The 18467-nt window shown below is 70.2% G+C and carries 18 protein-coding genes and 1 pseudogene; 15 read left to right on the top strand and 4 right to left on the bottom strand.

Features of this window, described 5'->3' with window-relative positions; all coding sequences use genetic code 11:
- Positions 1-12 precede the first annotated feature (12 nt).
- Positions 13-1038, top strand: coding sequence for an NADPH-dependent curcumin/dihydrocurcumin reductase (gene curA, locus RR1_RS00165; protein WP_010838539.1), 1026 nt, complete (start codon positions 13-15; stop codon positions 1036-1038).
- A gap of 33 nt (positions 1039-1071) precedes the next feature.
- Here curA and RR1_RS00160 read toward each other — a convergent pair whose 3' ends face one another.
- Together RR1_RS00160 and dapD are read right to left on the bottom strand one after the other, a co-directional pair.
- Positions 1072-2370, bottom strand: a complete 1299-nt coding sequence (locus RR1_RS00160) for an amino acid permease (protein ID WP_051111192.1) — start codon at positions 2368-2370, stop codon at positions 1072-1074.
- A 107-nt stretch (positions 2371-2477) separates the two neighbouring features.
- Positions 2478-3476 carry a 2,3,4,5-tetrahydropyridine-2,6-dicarboxylate N-succinyltransferase gene (gene dapD / locus RR1_RS00155; RefSeq protein WP_010838537.1) on the bottom strand — a complete coding sequence of 333 codons (999 nt, stop codon included), beginning with the start codon at positions 3474-3476 and terminating at the stop codon, positions 2478-2480.
- 125 nt (positions 3477-3601) lie between these two features.
- Between dapD and dapE the strand changes: the two genes are divergently transcribed.
- The 10 genes and pseudogenes from dapE (at position 3602) to RR1_RS00105 (ending at position 12091) form a co-directional block, all read left to right on the top strand.
- Complete coding sequence (gene dapE / locus RR1_RS00150; protein ID WP_010838536.1) at positions 3602-4675, top strand: succinyl-diaminopimelate desuccinylase; 1074 nt, start codon at positions 3602-3604, stop codon at positions 4673-4675.
- Positions 4676-4684: 9 nt separating this feature from the next.
- Positions 4685-5515 (top strand): LOG family protein, encoded by an 831-nt coding sequence (locus RR1_RS00145; RefSeq protein ID WP_040773528.1) that lies wholly within the window; start codon positions 4685-4687, stop codon positions 5513-5515.
- A complete protein-coding gene (locus RR1_RS00140; RefSeq protein ID WP_010838534.1) occupies positions 5509-6078 on the top strand; it encodes an LOG family protein in 570 nt (189 codons plus the stop codon). The genes RR1_RS00145 and RR1_RS00140 overlap by 7 nt, the downstream gene beginning before the upstream one ends.
- Positions 6079-6151: 73 nt before the next feature.
- Positions 6152-7942: a long-chain-acyl-CoA synthetase gene (locus RR1_RS00135; protein ID WP_071990741.1), complete on the top strand. Its 1791-nt coding sequence runs from the start codon at positions 6152-6154 to the stop codon at positions 7940-7942.
- 55 nt (positions 7943-7997) lie between these two features.
- Entirely contained in the window at positions 7998-8897 is a 900-nt protein-coding gene (gene folP / locus RR1_RS00130) for a dihydropteroate synthase (RefSeq protein WP_051111184.1), read from the top strand.
- Positions 8894-9850: a glucosyl-3-phosphoglycerate synthase gene (locus RR1_RS00125; protein ID WP_010838531.1), complete on the top strand. Its 957-nt coding sequence runs from the start codon at positions 8894-8896 to the stop codon at positions 9848-9850. Before folP ends, RR1_RS00125 begins: the two co-directional genes overlap by 4 nt.
- Before the next feature lie 83 nt (positions 9851-9933).
- Positions 9934-10257 (top strand): DivIVA domain-containing protein, encoded by a 324-nt coding sequence (locus RR1_RS00120; RefSeq protein WP_010838530.1) that lies wholly within the window; start codon positions 9934-9936, stop codon positions 10255-10257.
- Positions 10254-10829 (top strand): annotated as a pseudogene (locus tag RR1_RS00115) (DNA-3-methyladenine glycosylase I). The gene RR1_RS00120 and the pseudogene RR1_RS00115 overlap by 4 nt, the downstream one beginning before the upstream one ends.
- A gap of 162 nt (positions 10830-10991) precedes the next feature.
- Positions 10992-11162, top strand: a complete 171-nt coding sequence (locus RR1_RS00110) for a DUF3117 domain-containing protein (protein ID WP_010838528.1) — start codon at positions 10992-10994, stop codon at positions 11160-11162.
- 92 nt (positions 11163-11254) lie between these two features.
- On the top strand, positions 11255-12091 hold the full coding sequence (locus tag RR1_RS00105; protein WP_010838527.1) for a putative RNA methyltransferase: 837 nt from the start codon (positions 11255-11257) through the stop codon (positions 12089-12091).
- A 58-nt stretch (positions 12092-12149) separates the two neighbouring features.
- Here the strand turns inward: RR1_RS00105 and glgA are convergent, their stop codons facing one another.
- On the bottom strand, positions 12150-13352 hold the full coding sequence (glgA, locus tag RR1_RS00100; RefSeq protein WP_040773572.1) for a glycogen synthase: 1203 nt from the start codon (positions 13350-13352) through the stop codon (positions 12150-12152).
- An 87-nt stretch (positions 13353-13439) separates the two neighbouring features.
- Here glgA and glgC point away from each other — a divergent pair, with 87 nt between their 5' ends.
- A complete protein-coding gene (gene glgC, locus RR1_RS00095) occupies positions 13440-14654 on the top strand; it encodes a glucose-1-phosphate adenylyltransferase (RefSeq protein ID WP_040773522.1) in 1215 nt (404 codons plus the stop codon).
- 44 nt (positions 14655-14698) lie between these two features.
- Here the strand turns inward: glgC and RR1_RS00090 are convergent, their stop codons facing one another.
- Positions 14699-15343 carry an O-methyltransferase gene (locus tag RR1_RS00090; RefSeq protein ID WP_010838524.1) on the bottom strand — a complete coding sequence of 215 codons (645 nt, stop codon included), beginning with the start codon at positions 15341-15343 and terminating at the stop codon, positions 14699-14701.
- Positions 15344-15569: 226 nt separating this feature from the next.
- On the opposite strand from RR1_RS00090, the gene sigE reads away from it, so the two are divergent.
- From sigE to RR1_RS00075, 3 genes are all read left to right on the top strand, one after another.
- Positions 15570-16289 (top strand): RNA polymerase sigma factor SigE, encoded by a 720-nt coding sequence (sigE, locus tag RR1_RS00085; protein ID WP_371836767.1) that lies wholly within the window; start codon positions 15570-15572, stop codon positions 16287-16289.
- A gap of 62 nt (positions 16290-16351) precedes the next feature.
- Positions 16352-16756: an anti-sigma factor family protein gene (locus tag RR1_RS22695; RefSeq protein WP_010838522.1), complete on the top strand. Its 405-nt coding sequence runs from the start codon at positions 16352-16354 to the stop codon at positions 16754-16756.
- Positions 16757-16912: 156 nt separating this feature from the next.
- A complete protein-coding gene (locus RR1_RS00075; RefSeq protein WP_238559011.1) occupies positions 16913-18403 on the top strand; it encodes a S1C family serine protease in 1491 nt (496 codons plus the stop codon).
- Positions 18404-18467: the final 64 nt, after the last annotated feature.

Here is an 18467-nt window from a genome sequence, read left to right as displayed (position 1 = left end):
GGAGATCCGGAGATGACCGAGAACACGCGTATCGTCCTGGCGTCGCGCCCCCACGGCGCACCCACCACCGGCGACTTCCGGTTCGAGACCGACCCGGTCCCGAGCCCTGCGGAGGGGCAGGTGCTGCTCCGGATCCGCTACCTCTCGCTCGACCCGTACATGCGCGGCCGGATGAGCGACGCGCCGTCGTACGCCGAACCGGTTCCGGTCGGCGGCACGATGGTCGGCGCCACCGTCGGCGAGGTGATCGAGTCGAAGGCCGCCGGGCTCGACGTCGGCGACCACGTGCTGTCGTACTCGGGGTGGCAGCAGTACGCGGTGGAGGACGCGCGCGGCGTCCGCAAGCTCGACGCGGACACGCCGCTCTCGACGGCACTCGGCGTGCTGGGGATGCCCGGCTTCACGGCGTACGCGGGACTCGAGAAGATCGGAAAGCCCCGGCCCGGCGAGACGCTCGTCGTCGCGGCCGCGACCGGGCCGGTCGGCGCGACGGTCGGGCAGATCGCGAAGGCACGCGGCGCCCGGGCCGTCGGGATCGCGGGAGGGCCGCGCAAGACGGCGGCGCTGCTCGACGAGTTCGGTTTCGACGCCGCGATCGACCACCGCGCACCCGATTTCGCGGAGCAGCTTCGTGAGGCGTGCCCGGACGGCATCGACGTGTACTTCGAGAACGTGGGCGGCGCGGTGCTGCGTGCTGTGCTGCCGCTGCTCAACGAATTCGCGCGGATCCCCGTGTGCGGGCTCGTCGCGCAGTACAACGCGACGAGCGCGCCCGAGGGGCCGGATCGGCTACCGGGTTTCGTCAACCAGGTCCTCGTCAAGAGTCTGACGGTGCGCGGATTCATCCAGCGCGAGTTCGTCGACGAGCTGTATCCGCAGTTCCTGGCAGAGATGCGCGCGTGGGTTCGCGACGGGACGGTGCGTTACCGCGAGCACGTCGTCGACGGGCTGACCTCGGCGCCCGAGGCCTTCATCGGGCTGCTGGAGGGAACGAACTTCGGCAAGCTCGTCGTGGAGGTGGGCGCTGCGCGCTCGTGAGCGAGTTTCCGGTCCAGAGGCCGGGAAGGTCACTCACGAGCGGCGGAGCCGCCTCCGGACGACGTAGATCGCGCCGAGCAGAACACACAGGCCCGCGGTCGCGATGAGCTGCTGGCGCGCCGTCGTATCGAACATCATGAGGACGACGAACGCCGCGAGCATCGCGAGCGTCAGGTAGCTCAGCCACGGGAACAGCCACATCTTCACCCGTAGTGCGCCCTCGCGTTCGAGGCGCGGCCGCAACCGGATGTGCGAGACGATGATGAACGTCCACACCACGAGCAGCGCGGCACCGACCGCGTTGAGCAGAATCCCGAGCAGCTGATCGGGCAGCCACCAGTTGAGCAGGACGCTGACGAACCCGAAGAACACCGACAGCAGCACCGCGTTGCGCGGGACGCCGCTGCGCGAGAGCTGCGTCATGATCTTCGGTCCGTCGCCGCGGCGCGACAGCGAGAACGCCATGCGCGACGTCGCGTAGATGTTGGCGTTGAACGCCGACAGCAGCGCGATGACGACGACGAGCTCCATGAAGCCCGCGACACCCGGTAGGTTCGCGCGTTCGAGGACCGCGACGAACGGGCCGTTGCCCTCGTCCGCGCCCTCCCACGGCAGCACGAGCACCATGATGAGGACCGAGCCCAGGTAGAACACGCCGATGCGCCACACGACGCTGCGGACGGCCGTGGCGATCGCGCGACGGGGATCGTGCGACTCCGCGGCCGCGATCGTCACGATCTCGATGCCGCCGAACGCGAACGCGACGACGAGCAGGCCCGCCGCGACGCCCGCGAATCCGTTCGGCATGAAGCCGCCGTCGCCGAGGAGGTTCGTGAACCCGACGGGCTCGGTGTTCGGCAGCAGCCCGAAGACCAGCAGGGCGCCGAGCAGGATGAAGCCGATGATGACCGCGACCTTGATCGCGGCGAACCAGAATTCGAACTCGCCGAAGTTCGCGACGCGGGCGAGGTTCACCACCGCGAAGAAGCTGACGAACACGAGTGCAGCGACCCACTGGGGGACGTCGGGAAGCCAATTGCTGACGATGGCGGACGCGCCGGTGATCTCGGCGCCCAGGACCATGACGAGCATGAACCAGTAGAGCCAGCCGACGACGAAGCCGGCCCAGTTACCGACGCCGAGGCGGGCGTACTCGGCGAACGAGCCGGTCGACGGCAACGCCGAGCCCATCTCGCCGAGCATCCGCATGATGAAGACGACGGCGAGGCCGGCGAGCACGTACGACAGCAGGACGGCCGGACCGGCCGTCGCGATGCCGACGCCGGTGCCGAGGAAGAGCCCGGCACCGATCGCCGAACCGAGGCCCATCATCGTGAGATGACGGACCTTGAGGCCGCGGCCGAGTGCGTCGCTGCCGGGCGCGGTTCCCGTGCCGGGTGCGCCTGAATCGGAAGTAGAGGGGTCGCTCACGGGGGCGGTCAGTCGTTCGCGTGCAGTGCAGCGTTGAGCTCGACGCCCCCGGCCTTCCACGGCACGACCTCGACCGCGCCGGAGACGGAGTTGCGACGGAACAGCAGATTGGACTTGCCGCTGAGATCACGGGCCTTGACGACGGTGCCGTCCGGGCCGGTCACCTTCGTGCCCGCCGTGATGTAGACGCCGGCCTCGACGACGCAGTCGTCGCCGAGCGAGATGCCGAGCCCCGCGTTGGCGCCGAGCAGGCAGCGCTCGCCGATCGCGATGACTTCCTTGCCGCCGCCCGAGAGCGTGCCCATGATCGACGCGCCGCCACCGATGTCGGTGCCGTCGCCGACGACGACGCCCGCGGAGATGCGGCCCTCGACCATCGAACTGCCGAGCGTTCCGGCGTTGAAGTTGACGAATCCCTCGTGCATGACGGTGGTGCCGGACGCGAGGTGCGCACCGAGGCGGACGCGATCGGCGTCGGCGATACGCACGCCCGACGGCACGACGTAGTCGACCATGCGGGGGAACTTGTCGACGCCGAAGACCGTGACGACGCCCTTCGCGCGCAGCCGCGACCGGACCTTCTCGAAGGTGTCGACGGCGCACGGGCCGTAGTTCGTCCAGACGACGTTCGCGAGCAGACCGAACTGCCCGTCGAGGTTGACCTCGTGGGGTGCGACGAGGCGGTGCGAGAGCAGATGGAGCCGCAGGTAGACGTCGTGTGCGTCGGTGGGCGGCGCGGAGAGGTCGGCGATCGAGGTGCGGACGACGGTGAGCGTCACCTCGCGCGCTTCGTCCGGGCCGGCCGCGAGCGCGAGGTCGATCGGGATGTCGGCGCCTTCGAGGACCTTCGAGCCGGATTCCTCGACGTCACCCAGCGTGGGCGACGGGTACCAGGTGTCCAGGACGACGCCACCGTCGGTGATGTTCGCCAGTCCGACGCCCACGGCGCCCCGCGTCGGCGTGTCCGCGCTCTGCTGTGCGGTGCTCGCATCGTTCTCGTTGGTCACCGACTCAGGTTAGCGGGTGCGCATGGGTCGTCGGTGCGGGGATTGCGACGCCGGTCGCGGCGCACACGACCCCGGCTGTTCGACGTGCGGTGCTCACGGGCACCGGCAGGCAATACCCTGGGGGAATGAGCCTTCTGGATCTACACGCGGACCCGGTCGATCTCACGGCGGCGCTCGTCGACATCCCGAGCGTCTCCCACGACGAGGCGGCGATCGCGGACGCAGTCGAGGACGCCCTGCGGACGCAGACGAGCGGCTTCGAGATCGTGCGCAACGGCGCCGCCGTGCTGGCGCGCACGAATCGTGGGCTCGGCTCGCGCGTCGTGCTCGCGGGCCATCTCGACACCGTCCCGATCGCCGACAACGTCCCGTCGCGCCGCGACGGCGATCTGCTGTGGGGGTGCGGGACCGTCGACATGAAGTCGGGTGACGCCGTCTTCCTGCATCTCGCCGCGACGATCGAGAACCCCGCGCACGATCTGACGCTCGTGTTCTACGACTGCGAGGAGATCGCCGCCGAGTTCAACGGACTCGGCCGGATCGAGCGCGAGCAGCCCGAGTGGCTGGACGGCGACGTCGCGATCCTCGGCGAACCGACGGGCGGCATGATCGAGGCGGGGTGCCAGGGGACGCTGCGGGTGCGGGTCACGACGACGGGGATGCGTGCGCACTCGGCGCGATCGTGGCTGGGCGACAACGCGATCCATGGGCTCGGCGCCGTGCTCGAGCGGCTGGCGCGGTACGACCCCCGCCGCGTCGAGATCGACGGGCTCGAGTATTGCGAAGGGCTGTCGGCCGTGCGGATCTCGGGTGGGGTCGCCGGCAACGTCGTGCCCGACGAGGCCGAGGTGGACGTGAACTTCCGGTTCGCCCCCGACCGCTCGACCGACGACGCGATCGCGCACGTCCGCGACGTCCTGGGCGGGCTGCCGGTGTCGATCGAGCTCACCGATCTGTCGCCGGGCGCGATGCCCGGCCTCGCCCACCCGGCCGCGGCGTCGCTCGTGTCGGCCGCGGGCGGCAACGTCCGCGCCAAGTACGGCTGGACGGACGTGTCGCGATTCGCGGCACGCGGAATCCCTGCCGTGAACTTCGGGCCCGGCGATCCGAATCTCGCGCACAAGCGCGACGAACACGTCCCCGTCGAGCAGATCCGCGACGTCGCGGCGGTTCTCCGCGGATACCTCTCGGCGCACTAGCCTTGTCGCATGCGAACACCTGGCGGCAGTGGGGCCGGCGACGACGCGCGCGACACGCGCCCGGCTGCAGCGACACCGGCCGGAGTGCGGTTCCGCGGGCCCGTGCAGTTGCGCGGCGACCGCCGGGACGCGAGCACGACCGACCAGCGCCTGCTCGACAGCCGCGGCCCGAGCGACTGGGTGCACACGGACCCGTGGCGCGTGCTGCGGATCCAGGCGGAGTTCGTGGAGGGTTTCGGCGCGCTCGCGGGAGTTCCGCGCGCGGTGAGCGTGTTCGGATCGGCGCGCACCGCGGCGGGCACCCCGGAGTACGAACACGGCCGCGAGCTGGGCCGTCGGCTCGCCGAGGCGGGCTATGCGGTGATCACCGGGGGCGGCCCCGGCGTCATGGAGGCAGCGAATCGCGGGGCGAGCGAGGCGGGCGGCTACTCGATCGGGCTCGGTATCGAGTTGCCGTTCGAGCAGCGGCTCAACGAGTGGGTCGGCCTCGGCATCAACTTCCGCTACTTCTTCGCGCGCAAGACGATGTTCGTGAAGTACTCGCAGGCGTTCGTGTGCCTGCCGGGCGGATTCGGGACGCTCGACGAACTGTTCGAGGCACTGACCCTCGTCCAGACGCGCAAGATCACGCGCTTCCCGATCGTGCTGTTCGGCACCGAGTACTGGGGCGGGCTCGTCGAGTGGATCCGGTCGACCGTCGGGCCCGCCGGAATGATCTCGGCCGCCGACGTCGATCTGCTGCACGTGACGGATTCGGTCGCGGAGGTCGTGGCGATCGTCGAGCGCTCGCAGCAGGGCATCGACGAGAGCGAACTCGTCGGGACGGAGGACTCGTGGTGAGCGCGTCCGGGTTCGCGGTGTGCGTCTACTGCGCGTCCGGCCCGGTCGACGCGCAGTACCTGGGTCTGGCGCACGCGCTCGGAACGGCGATCGCGCAGCGCGGCTGGACCGTCGTCTCGGGCGGTGGGCACGTGTCGATGATGGGCGCGCTCGCGCGCGGTGCCCGTGAGACGGGCGGCCGCACGGTCGGCGTCATCCCGGAGGCGCTCGTGGACCGCGAGGTCGCCGACGTCGCCGCGGACGAACTCGTCGTGACACCGACGATGCGCGAACGCAAACGGATCATGGAGGATCGTGCGGACGCGTTCGTGACGCTGCCCGGTGGCGTCGGCACGCTCGAGGAGCTCTTCGAGACGTGGACGGCCGGGTACCTCGGAATGCACGCGAAACCCGTCGTACTGCTCGACCCGGTGGGGCACTATCGCGGTCTGCTGGACTGGCTCACCGCGATGCCGGTGGGGTTCGTCTCGCAGCGTGCGCTGGACCGGCTCGTCGTCGTCACGGACGTCGAGGCGGCGCTCGCGGCGTGCGCGCGGGACGGGGCCGAGCCCGCGTCGTTGTGACATCCCACCTGGGTTACGATTCAAGTTACTCTGAAGTAAGGTGTCGTAACTCATACTCCACGGAGGTGCCACATTGGGCTCGGACCGGTCGGAATCGCAGACGCACGCTCGACGGACTGTGGGGATAGGCGATCTCGTCACCCACCTGCCCGCGATGGCGCCAGACCTTCCCGCGATGGCACGCGGCGGCGTCGGCCTGCTGCTGCGCAAACCCACTGCGCGCGAGTCGATCGGGCACATCTTCCAGCGGGTCGCGGCCTCCCGTCCGGAGCGCCCGTTCATCGTGTTCGAGGGCGACACCCTCACCTACGGTGACGCGAACGATCGCGTCAACCGCTACGCGCACGCCTTCGAGGACCTCGGCGTCGGCAGGGGAGACGTCGTCGGGATCCTCGCGAAGAACTGCCCCGAGACGCTCCTGCTCGCGCTCGCGGCGGTCAAGCTCGGCGCGTCGGCGGGCATGCTCAACCACAACCAGCGCGGCGACGTCCTCGCGCACAGCCTCTCGTTGCTCGACGCACGCGTTGTCGTCGTCGCCGACGACTGCCGCGAGGCCACGGCATCGCTGAAGTCCGAGCCGGCCGGCGCGATCTCGCTCGACGACCTCGACGACCTCGCCGCGAAGCAGGACGCCGGCGATCCCGCGGTCACCGCGACGATCCAGGCGAAGGAACGCGCGTTCCACATCTTCACATCGGGGACGACGGGCATGCCCAAGGCGAGCCTGATGACGCACTTCCGGTGGCTCAAGTCGATGTCCGGGCTCGGCGCGCTCGGTGTCCGGTTGCGCCGTGACGACGTCCTCTACTGCTCGCTGCCGCTCTATCACAACAACGCCCTCACGGTGACGTTGTCGTCGGTGCTCTCCTCGGGCGCCGCGATCGCGATCGGCCGGCAGTTCTCCGCGTCGCGCTTCTGGGACGACGTGCGCCGCAACGGCGCGACGGGCTTCACCTACATCGGCGAGCTGTGCCGCTACCTGCTCAATCAGCCCGAGCGCCCCGACGACGCCGACAATCCGGTCCGGCTGATGGTGGGCAACGGGCTGCGCGCCGAGATCTGGCACGAGTTCGTCGACCGCTTCGCGATCGACCGCGTCGCCGAGTTCTACGGTGCGAGCGAGTGCAACATCGCCTTCGTCAACGCCTTCGACATCGACCGCACCGCCGGGCTCTGCCCGCTGCCGCACGCCGTCGTCGAGTACGACGACGAGAGCGGTGAGCCGAAGCGGCACTCGGACGGCCGGTTGCGCAAGGTGGGCCGTGGCGAGGTGGGACTGCTGCTGTCCAAGGTCACCGACCGCGCGCCCTTCGACGGCTACACCGACCGCAAGGCCACGGACGACAAGCTCGTCCGCGACGCCTTCAAGGGCGGCGACTGCTGGTTCGACACGGGCGATCTCGTGCGGCGGCAGGGCTGGTTCCACGTCGCGTTCGTCGACCGGCTCGGCGACACCTTCCGCTGGAAGGGCGAGAACGTCGCGACGACCGAGGTCGAGGGTGCCGTCGGCGCACACCCCGCGATCGAGGAGGCCGTCGTCTACGGCGTCGAGATCCCGGGTACCGACGGGCGTGCCGGGATGGCCGCCGTGACCCTGCGCGACGGCCACGAGTTCGACGGCAAGCATCTCGCCGACTTCCTCGGCGACCGGCTCCCGTCCTACGCGGTTCCGCTGTTCGTGCGCGTCGTCGAGTCGCTCGAGGCGACGTCGACGTTCAAGAGCAAGAAGGTCGAACTCCGCAAGGAGGGGTACGAGCTCGGCGGCGACGATCAGCAGACGGTGCGCGTCCTCGGCGACGGCGACGAGGGGTACCGCGAGTGGTACGACGGGTACGCCGACGACGTCGCGGGACGCAAGCGGTAGCTGTCCGGGCGGGCGCGTCGACCGGCACCGCCGCGACCTCTGGAAGAATCGGGTCATGACAGCGCCGCGCGCCGAGCACCGCATCCCGGAGCCCTCCTCGACGCTGTGCGGACGCCCCGTGGCGACCGATCGCGCGCTCGTGATGGCGATCGTCAACCGCACCCCGGATTCGTTCTACGACCGCGGGGCGACGTTCGAGGACAGGCCCGCGATGGCCGCCGTCGCGCGCGCGGTCGACGAGGGCGCGGACATCGTCGACGTCGGGGGAGTCAAGGCCGGGCCGGGCGTCGAGGTCGACACCGCGGAGGAGATGCGGCGGGTCGTCCCGTTCGTCGCCGCGATCCGGAGTCGGCACCCCGAGATCGTGGTCAGCGTCGACACGTGGCGCAGCGACGTCGCGCGCGCCGCGCGGGCCGAGGGTGCCGATCTCGTCAACGACACGTGGGCCGGGCACGATCCCGACCTCGTCGCCGTCGCGGCCGAGACCGGCGCGGGCATCGTGTGCTCGCACACGGGCGGGGCCGTCCCGCGGACCCGGCCGTTCCGGGTGCGGTACGCCGACGTCGTCACCGACGTCGTCACCGAGGTCGTCACCGCCGCCGAGCGAGCAGCCGATCTGGGTGTCCCGAGAGACTCGATTCTGGTCGATCCGACCCACGATTTCGGCAAGAACACCTTCCACGGCCTTGCCCTGTTGCGTCGAGTGGACGTTCTTGTAAACACCGGGTGGCCAGTGCTCATGGCCCTGAGCAACAAGGATTTCGTGGGGGAGACTCTGGGGGTGGAACTCGACGAGCGGTTGGAGGGAACATTGGCAGCGACAGCTTTGGCCGCAGCAGGGGGAGCCCGCGTCTTCCGCGTGCACGAGGTCGCCTCGACCCGGCGCGTCGTCGACATGGTGGCAGCCATCACGGGCCGCCGAGCGCCCGTCCGAACGATCCGGGGGCTCGTATGACCCTGACACGAGCGGCGACGCCGCACACCGATCTGCCGGTCGCGTCCGATGTGAGCTGGACGGACGCCAACACGTGGGACCGCCCCGAGTGGACGGTCGCCGGACTCGAGAAGGCCAAGCGTGGCCGCACCGTCTCGGTGGTGCTTCCCGCGCTGAACGAGGAGCACACCGTCGCGGGAGTGCTCGACACCATCCGGCCGTTGCTCGGCGGGCTCGTGGACGAGCTGATCGTGCTCGACTCGGGGTCGACGGACCGCACCGTCGAATGCGCACGCCGGGCGGGTGCGACGGTCTTCACCCGTGAAGAGGCCGTGCCGTCGCTTCCGCCGCGGCCGGGCAAGGGCGAGGTGCTGTGGCGCGGTATCGCGGCGAGCACGGGTGATCTCATCGCGTTCGTCGACTCGGATCTCATCGATCCGGATCCGATGTTCGTGCCCAAACTGCTCGGTCCGATGCTCACGGCGGACGGCATCCAGCTCGTGAAGGGCTACTACCGGAGACCGCTGCGCGGCGCGGGGATCGAGGAGGCGCACGGCGGCGGCCGGGTCACCGAACTCGTCGCGCGGCCGTTGCTCGCGGCGCTGCGTCCCGAACTCACGAGCGTGCTCCAGCCGCTCGGGGGCGAGTACGCGGGCACCCGCGAGCTGCTGTCGTCCGTGCCGTTCGCGCCCGGTTACGGCGTCGAGATCGGGCTGCTGCTGGACAGCTTCGAGCGCTACGGGCTCGGCGGGATCGGGCAGGTCAATCTCGGTGTGCGCAAGCATCGCAACCGGCCGCTCTCCGAGCTCGGCGTCATGAGCCGGCAGATCATCGGAACGCTGCTGGGGCGCTGCGGCATCGAGGACTCGAAGCAGGGGCTCACGCAGTTCCTCGTCGACGGCGACAGTTTCGTCCCGGTCACCACGGAGGTCTCGCTCGGCGATCGGCCGCCGATGAACACGGTCCACCGCTGACGGTGACGTACGCGAGCCCAGCACCGACTGTCGGTGCGGGGCTCGCGCGTGTGCGTGTCGGCCGCGCGTGACACCATCGACGCATGCTCACGGTCGTCCTGTACCTGCTCGTGATGCTCGTCGTCGGTGCCGTCCTGTACTTCGTGGCGAGTGCGGTCTTCGGGAGGTCCGAGGAGATGGCGCCGCTCCCGGCCGGGACGACGCCCACGGTGCTTCCGGCCGTCGACGTCACGGGAGACGACGTGCGCGCCCTGCGGTTCCAGCAGACGGTGCGCGGCTACAAGGCGAGCGAGGTCGACTGGGCGCTCGCCAGGCTCGGCGACGAGATCGACGCGCTGCGCTACCGGCTCGCCGAGCACGAGGCGCACGGCAGCGGCACCGGCGACGACCACGGTACGACGTCATGACCGATCCGGTCCGCTGCGCGTGGGCGGTCGATCGCGACGGCACGACGCTCTAACGCGACTATCACGACACCGAGTGGGGCAGGCCCGTCCACGGCCGCGACGCGCTGTACGAGCGGCTGGTGCTCGAGGCGTTCCAGTCGGGCCTGTCGTGGCTGACGATCCTCCGCAAACGCGAGTCCTTCCGGCGTGCGTTCGCCGGGTTCGACGTCGACGCCGTCGCGGAGTTCGGCGACGACGACGTCCAGCGACTCCTCACGGATGCGTCGATCGTGCGCAACCGTGCCAAGATCGACGCGGCGATCGGCAACGCGCGCGCCGTCATCGAACTCGGTTGTACCGACCTCGATTCGCTGTTGTGGTCGTTCGCACCCGATCCCCGTCCGCCGCGCCCTCGGACGGACGCCGACGTCCCCGCGACGACACCGGAGTCGACGGCGATGGCGCGCGAACTCAAACGGCGCGGTTTCCGCTTCGTCGGCCCGACGACGGCGTACGCCCTCATGCAGGCGACCGGCATGGTCGACGATCACGTCGCCGCATGCCGGTTCTCGCCGAACGACCCACGGCGCTAGCGTCGTCGGCGACGCACCCCCGGGCCCGTCACCACGCCGGGAGGTGCCTCGCATTCCCGGATTCGCGGGTTATAGGGAACAATGATCCTGTGATCCCGCGAGGGATCGGAACCATTGGTCGACGCGCAGCGCGCAGCGGCGCAGATCTGGAGGGAGCAGAGGATGGCGGCCATGAAGCCCCGGACCGGGGACGGTCCCCTCGAAGCAACCAAAGAAGGGCGAGGCATCGTCATGCGGGTTCCGCTCGAGGGTGGTGGACGTCTGGTCGTCGAACTCACACCCGACGAAGCGGCCGCGCTCGGCGACGAACTGAAGTCGGTCACCAGCGCCTGACATTCGCGCCTGTGCGTGGACCCTGCCGGCACTCGGCAGGGTCCACGGCCGTTTCGGGGGATCGCCGCTCGGGCGGCGGGAAGGGATCCGCGATGCTCGACGAGGTCGTCGGTCTGCTGGCATGCCCCGTGTGCGGGCACGATCTGGTTCGTGACGAGCGCACGCTGGTGTGCCAGCTCGGGCACGGCTTCGACATCGCACGGCAGGGCTACGTGACGCTCGCTGCCGGTGCGGGCCTGAAGTTCGAGGGCGACTCGACGGCGATGCTGGACGCGCGCGAGGAGTTCCTGGGTGCCGGGCACTTCGATCCGTTCGCGGACGCGCTCGCCGAGGTCGTCGCGCAGTCGACCGCAGTCGAGGAGCGGGCGATCGCCGAGCTCGGTGCCGGCACCGGTTTCTATCTCGCGCGGGTACTGGGTCCTGGGTCTGTCGCGGTCGGTCTCGACGTCTCCAAGCCCGCAGCCCGACGCATCGCGCGGGCTGATCCCCGGATCGGGGCGGTCGTCGCGGATGCGTGGGGGCGCCTGCCGATTCGTGACGGCGCACTCACCCACGTGATGTGCGTGTTCGCGCCGCGCAACACCGAGGAGAGCCGGCGGGTGCTGCGCGGCGACGGCACGCTCGTCGTCCTGACGCCGACCGATCGGCACCTGGCCGAGCTGGTGTCGGTGCTCGGCCTCGTGCACGTCGACGACCGCAAGCTCGCGCGGCTCGACGACGCCGCGCGCGGCCGGTTCGAGCGCACGGGCCACCGGACCGTCGAGTTCACGATGTCGCTGAGCCGCGGGGACGTCGCGAACGTCGTCGGGATGGGGCCGTCGGCTCGGCACCTCGCCGCGGACGAGATCACCGCGCTCGCTGCCGGGATGGCGGAGCGGACGGATGTCACGGCGTCGGCGACGATCTCGGTGTTCCGCCCCGCCCGATAGCGGCTCGCCAGCGGGGATCGGCCGTCACCGGCGCACCAGGGATCAGCGGCACCAGGAATCAGCGGCGAGCGAGGACGTCCGTGTAGACGGCGAGCGTCTCGCGTGCGATCTGAGCCCACGAGAACTCGGCGACCGCCCGCATCCGGCCCGCGTGCCCCATCCGGGCCGCGAGTGCGGGGTCGGCGCACACCTCCGAGACGGCCCGTGCGAGGCCGGCCTCGAAGCCGTCGGTGTCCAGCGGGTCGTAGTGCACGAGGCGGCCGGTGTCGCCGTCGGCGACGACCTCGGGGATGCCGCCGACGTCCGACGCGACGACGGCGGTCTCGCATGCCATCGCTTCGAGGTTGACGATGCCGAGCGGCTCGTAGACCGACGGGCACACGAACACCGTCGCCGCGGCAAGGAGTTGCCGCACCTGCTCGGTGGGCAGCATCTCGCGCACCCAGAACACGCCGCTGCGGTGTGCTGCGAGCTCGGTGACGGCGCGTTCGGTCTCCGCCGCGATCTCGGGGGTGTCGGGGGCGCCCGCGCACAGCACGAGCTGGATGTCGGGGTCGAACTCGTGCGCGGCGGCGACGAGATGCCCGACGCCCTTCTGGCGCGTGATCCGGCCGACGAAGACCGCGATCGGCCGCGAGCGATCCACCCCCAGCCGCGCCACGACGTCGTCGTCGGCATCTGCGCCGGCGGCCGCCGCGGAGCCGCCGGATGCCGGTTGTCCCGGGTGCCACACCGCGGTGTCGATTCCGTTGCGCACGACGTGGACCCGCGCCGGATCGACGTCCGGATACGCGGCGAGGACGTCGAGCCGCATGCCGCCGCTCACCGCGACGACGGCGTCCGCGTACGCGACGGCGTTGCGTTCGGACCACGACGAGATGCGATAGCCGCCGCCCAACTGCTCGGCCTTCCACGGCCGGCGCGGTTCGAGCGAATGGGCCGTGAGAATGTGCGGGACGTCGTACAACTCGGCCGCGAGATGACCAGCGAGGCCCGTGTACCACGTGTGCGAATGGACGACGTCGGCGCTCGCGGCGTCGTCGACCATTCGCAGCTCGGCGGACAGTGTGCGCAACGCCGCATTCGCGTGTGCGAGGGCCGGATCGGGGTCGGCGACGATCGCGTCGTCACGCGGTACGCCCATGCAGTGCACGTCGACCGTACAGAGCCGCCGCAGCTGCTCGACCAGCTGTGTCACGTGTACGCCGGCACCGCCGTACACCTCGGGTGGATACTCCCGAGTCATCATCGCCACCCGCACGAACTCACGGTATCCGAGCCCGTCTCGCCGCGCCGTGTTCGCGGAGGTTTCCTGCACGCACCAGCCGCGACGGATAGGTTGTTTCTCGTGAGAAGTCAGCCGCATGTGCTCGGAATCGTGCTCGCCGGAGGCGAGGGAAAGCGCCTCTACCCCCTCACGGCGGACCGGGCCAAGCCGGCTGTTCCCTTCGGTGGGGCGTACCGGCTGATCGACTTCGTGCTGAGCAATCTCGTCAACGCCGGTTTCCTGCGGATCTGCGTCCTGACGCAGTACAAGTCGCATTCGCTCGACCGCCACATCTCGCAGACGTGGCGGCTGTCGGGATTCACGGGCGAGTACATCACCCCGGTTCCCGCGCAGCAGCGTCTCGGCCCGCGCTGGTACACCGGCTCGGCCGACGCCATCCTGCAGTCGCTCAACCTCGTGTACGACGAGGATCCCGAGTACATCGTCGTCTTCGGTGCCGATCACGTGTACCGGATGGACCCCGAGCAGATGGTGCAGCGGCACATCGAGTCCGGCGCGGGCGTCACCGTCGCCGGCATCCGGGTGCCGCGCAGCGAGGCGTTCGCGTTCGGCTGCATCGACAGCGACGAGTCGGGTCGCATCACGCAGTTCCTCGAGAAGCCCGCGCATCCCCCCGGGACGCCCGACGACCCCAACGCGACGTTCGCGTCGATGGGCAACTACGTCTTCACGACCAAGGTGCTGGTCGACGCGATCCGTGCCGACTCGGAGAACTCGGATTCCGATCACGACATGGGCGGCGACATCATCCCCGCGCTCGTCGCGGCCGGTGCCGCGCACGTCTACGACTTCAAGGACAACGTCGTGCCGGGCGCGACCGATCGCGATCGCGGCTACTGGCGCGACGTCGGCACGATCGACGCGTTCTACGACGCGCACATGGACCTCGTCTCGGTGCACCCCGTGTTCAACCTCTACAACCGCCGCTGGCCGATTCGCGGCGAGACGGAGAACCTCCCGCCCGCGAAGTTCGTGCAGGGCGGGCTCGCGCAGGAGTCCATCGTCGGCGCGGGATCGATCCTGTCGTCGGCGACCGTCCGCAACTCGGTGCTCAGCTCGAACGTCATGGTCGAGGAGGGCGCGACCGTCGAGGGCAGCGTCCTGATGCCGGGTGTCCGGATCGGCAAGGGCGCCGTCGTCCGCAAGGCGATCCTCGACAAGAACGTCGTCGTCGGCGACGGTGAGATCATCGGCGTCGACCTCGAACGCGATCGTGGCCGGTTCGCCGTGAGCAAGGGCGGCGTCGTCACGATCGGCAAGGGCGTCTGGATCTGACGCCTGCCCCTGGTCGGTCGGCCTCGCCGATCCTTCGAGCCGCGCTAGTCGGCCTCGCCGATCTTCGACGCGCACAGCAGGCCGTCGCCGAGCGGGACGAACACCTGGAGCAGCGAGTCGTCGGCGGCGAGTGCCTTCGCGGCCTCGCGCAGCGCGACGGTCGTGCGGTCGCGCTGTGTGGGATCGGCCACACGGCCGCCGTTGCCGGCGTTGTGGAACACGATGAGGCCACCGGCGCGCAGCAGGCGTACCCCTTCGGCGACGTAGTGCGGATGGTCGACGGGCGCGCAGTCGACGAAGACGAGGTCGTACGAGCTGTCGGCCAGTCGCGGCAGGACGTCGAGCGCGGTGCCGTTGATCAGGCGCGTCCGGGCGGGCGCGATGCCCGACGTCCGGAACGACAGCTTGGCGGTCCGCTGATGCTCGGGCTCGGCGTCGATGGTGGTGAGGACGCCGTCCTCGCGCATGCCGCGCAGCAGCCACATGCTGCTGACTCCGGCGCCCGTCCCGACCTCCACGACGGACTTCGCGTCGAGCATCCGCGCGAAGACGGACAGCGCGGCGCCGACGGCGGGCGAGACCGGGTCGGCGCCCACCTCGACGGCACGGTCACGGGCTGCCGCGAGCGCGTCGTCTTCACGGACGGTGGCCTCGGCGTGATCGAGGAGCCGTTCGGCGTTTGTGTGCACGTGGACGAGGCTATCCCCGTGGTGGCGGTGACGCCGCGAGGCGCGACCGGTTTTCTCAGGAAGGGTTCAGCTTGTTCACACGGCCCACACACGGCCGTACGCGAGAGTGATCCGTGCAGTGGTCGCATCTCGTACGGAACAAGCGAGCCCGCCGAGCTGTTGTCCACTGCGAGGACGTGCCGCCCCGTGCGGCCCCCGGACAGCGACCCTCGGGTAGGAGGATCCCATTTCGACATCACGTTCCGTCCCGTTCGACACCGACGTTCCCGTGAACGCCGGTGCCGACGTCTCCGTGAGCGACGGAGTCGACACGGCGAGCGACGGGGCCGACACAGCGAACGACGGTGCCGGCGCGGCAGCGGAGTCGCCGGACGAGCTGTCCGGCACGGCTGTGTTCGACGCCACCGGAGAGCGCTCCGCGATGCCGTCGTGGGACGAACTGGTCCGTGAGCACGGCGACCGGGTGTACCGGCTCGCCTACCGCCTGTCGGGCAATGCGCAGGATGCCGAGGATCTGACGCAGGACACCTTCATCCGGGTGTTCCGCTCGTTGTCGCACTACCAGCCGGGCACCTTCGAGGGCTGGCTGCATCGCATCACCACCAATCTCTTCCTCGACATGGTCCGCCGCCGCAACCGCATCCGCATGGAGGCGCTGCCGGAGGACTACGAGCGCGTCCCGGGCGACGGGCCCGGACCGGAGCAGATTTTTCACGACGCCCGGCTCGACGCGGATCTGCAGGCAGCGCTGGATTCTCTGGCCCCCGAGTTCCGTGCCGCGGTGGTGCTCTGTGACATCGAGGGCCTGTCGTACGAGGAAATCGGTGCCACACTGGGAGTGAAGCTCGGGACGGTCCGCAGCCGCATCCACCGCGGCAGGCAGGCCATCCGGGACCATCTGGCTTCACGCGGCAAGTTCGCATCGGACCAGGTCGGCGCACACTGATCGGCCCGGATCCGGTGCGGCCCCGAGTGAACCCGCACGGAACGAGTCGTACAGGAGGACCGATGACGCTGGGGCCCGTACCTCGCGAGTTCGGCTCCACGGAGCATCTGGCGAGCGAGGCGATCGCGGCGTACGTCGACGGCGAGCTGCGCATGACGGCGTATCTGCGCGCGTCCCGTCATCTCGCGATGTGTGCGCAGTGCGCGGCCGAGGTCGATTCCCAGCAACAGGCACGTCGTGCGCTGCGGGGCAGTGGCGAGATGACGATGCCGCCCACCCTGCTCGGTGCACTCTCCCGCATACCGTCCGGCGACCCGTCCACGCGTCCTGACGCGCCCTCGGCCTCCGCCAGCGGATTCGGCCCGCCTCGGCGTGACGGCGACGGTGACGGGCCGCACGATCCGCTGTCGCTCGGCGCCCTGCGACCCGATCGCACCCGCAGGTGGGGTCGCCGTCGTCGGCACTGACACCCGGCCCCCACGTTCGGAGATACTCGTCGTGTCGGGGATGCTCGGGATATCGGGGATACTCGACAGGCGACACACGTGCACGCGAGCAGAGGGGACGCACGGAGGGTGACCGACTCGAACGGCGGTGGGGTGACCGACTCGAACGGCGGTGGGGTGACCGACTCGAACGACAGCGATCCGGGTGGTGCCGGCGATCCGGGGAGTGCCGACGCACCCCGCCTCGCGCCCCGGCCGATCCACCGGCCCCGCATCGATGCGACCTCCGCGAAGATGTTCGGCCGTCCCGACGGCGTCGCGGGGTCGTTCTCGGACGAAGCCGATCGCGAGCGGACGTCTCCAGACATCGCGGTGCGCCCGCCCGATCCGATCCTCGCGGAAGCGTTCGGCCGGCCGGCCGACGCCACCGAGACCCTGCAGCGCGATCCCGATCGCTCCGGCTCCGAGGCTGCTCCCGCGGCTGCGGCACCGGCGGATCCGTGGCGTGACCCCGACGCTCCGGCGACGCTCGGCGCCCCCGCGGCACGCGCGCCCGAGCCCGATGCGCGGCCGGGCCGCAAGCTGAGTGCGCGCGAGGTCCTGTTCGGCGGTGCCGTTGCGCCGCGGGCGCTCGCGGCTCTCGGCGGATTCGCGCTGCTCGTCGGGCTCGCCGGCGGTCTCGTCGCCGTCGCGGCGACGGCCGATCGTGGCGCGTTGACCAGTCAGCGGGTCACCCTTGCCCAGGAGCGGGCCGGCGAGAATCTCGGCGCGACGCAGGTGGGCCGGGTCGCGGACGCCGTCCTGCCGTCCGTCGTGTCGATTCAGGTCGCTCTCGGCGATCAGGGGAGCACCGGTTCGGGTGTCGTGATCGACGGCGCCGGTTACGTCGTCACCAACAATCATGTGATCTCCGCTGCTGCGGAGCGCCCCGACGCGACGATCCAGGTCATCTTCTCGGACGGCAGCAAGACCCGTGCCGAGATCGTCGGCCGCGACATCAAGACCGATCTCGCGGTGCTGCGCGTCGCTGCCGACAATCTCACCGTCGCACGGCTCGGTTCGGAGGCCGACGTGAGCGTGGGCGACGACGTCGTGGCCGTGGGGTCGCCGCTCGGGCTGTCCGAGACGATCACCGCGGGCATCGTCAGTGCGATGCAGCGTCCGGTGCGACTGTCGGGGCAGGGCACCGACACGAATGCCGTCATCGACGCGATCCAGACCGATGCGGCGATCAACCACGGCAACTCCGGCGGTGCGCTCGTCGACGCGGAGGGACGCGTCATCGGCATCAACACCGCGATGCTCAGCGACAGCGGCGGATCGGTCGGCCTCGGTTTCGCGATTCCGATCGACGACGTCACGACCGTCGCGCAGACCCTCATCCGTGACGGCGCGATGCACCATCCGGATTTCGGGCTCAACGCCCGCACCGTCGTCAACGAGGCGACGAGTGGCGCCGAGGTGGCGAACGTCCGCGCCGACGGCCCGGCGGGCCGTGCAGGGATCGTCGAGGGTGACGTGATCGTGCGGGTCGGCGACCGGTCGGTCGCGAGCGCGGACGAACTCGTCGTCGCCGTCAACGCGACCGCGATCGGCGAGAGCGTCCCAGTGCAGATCGTGCGCGACGGGAGGACGGTGGATCTCGACGTCACTCCGGTCTCGGACTGACGCCACGGGGGCCGTGCCACGTGCGATCGCTGTGAGTCGCCACGCTCGCGTGGCAACCCGATGG

Origin of the sequence: Rhodococcus rhodnii NBRC 100604, from assembly GCF_001894925.1 — a bacterium.
GTDB classification, from domain to species: domain Bacteria; phylum Actinomycetota; class Actinomycetes; order Mycobacteriales; family Mycobacteriaceae; genus Rhodococcus_F; species Rhodococcus_F rhodnii.
Note: the sequence above shows the minus strand (reverse complement) of the source record. Positions and strands in the feature narration are given on the sequence as shown.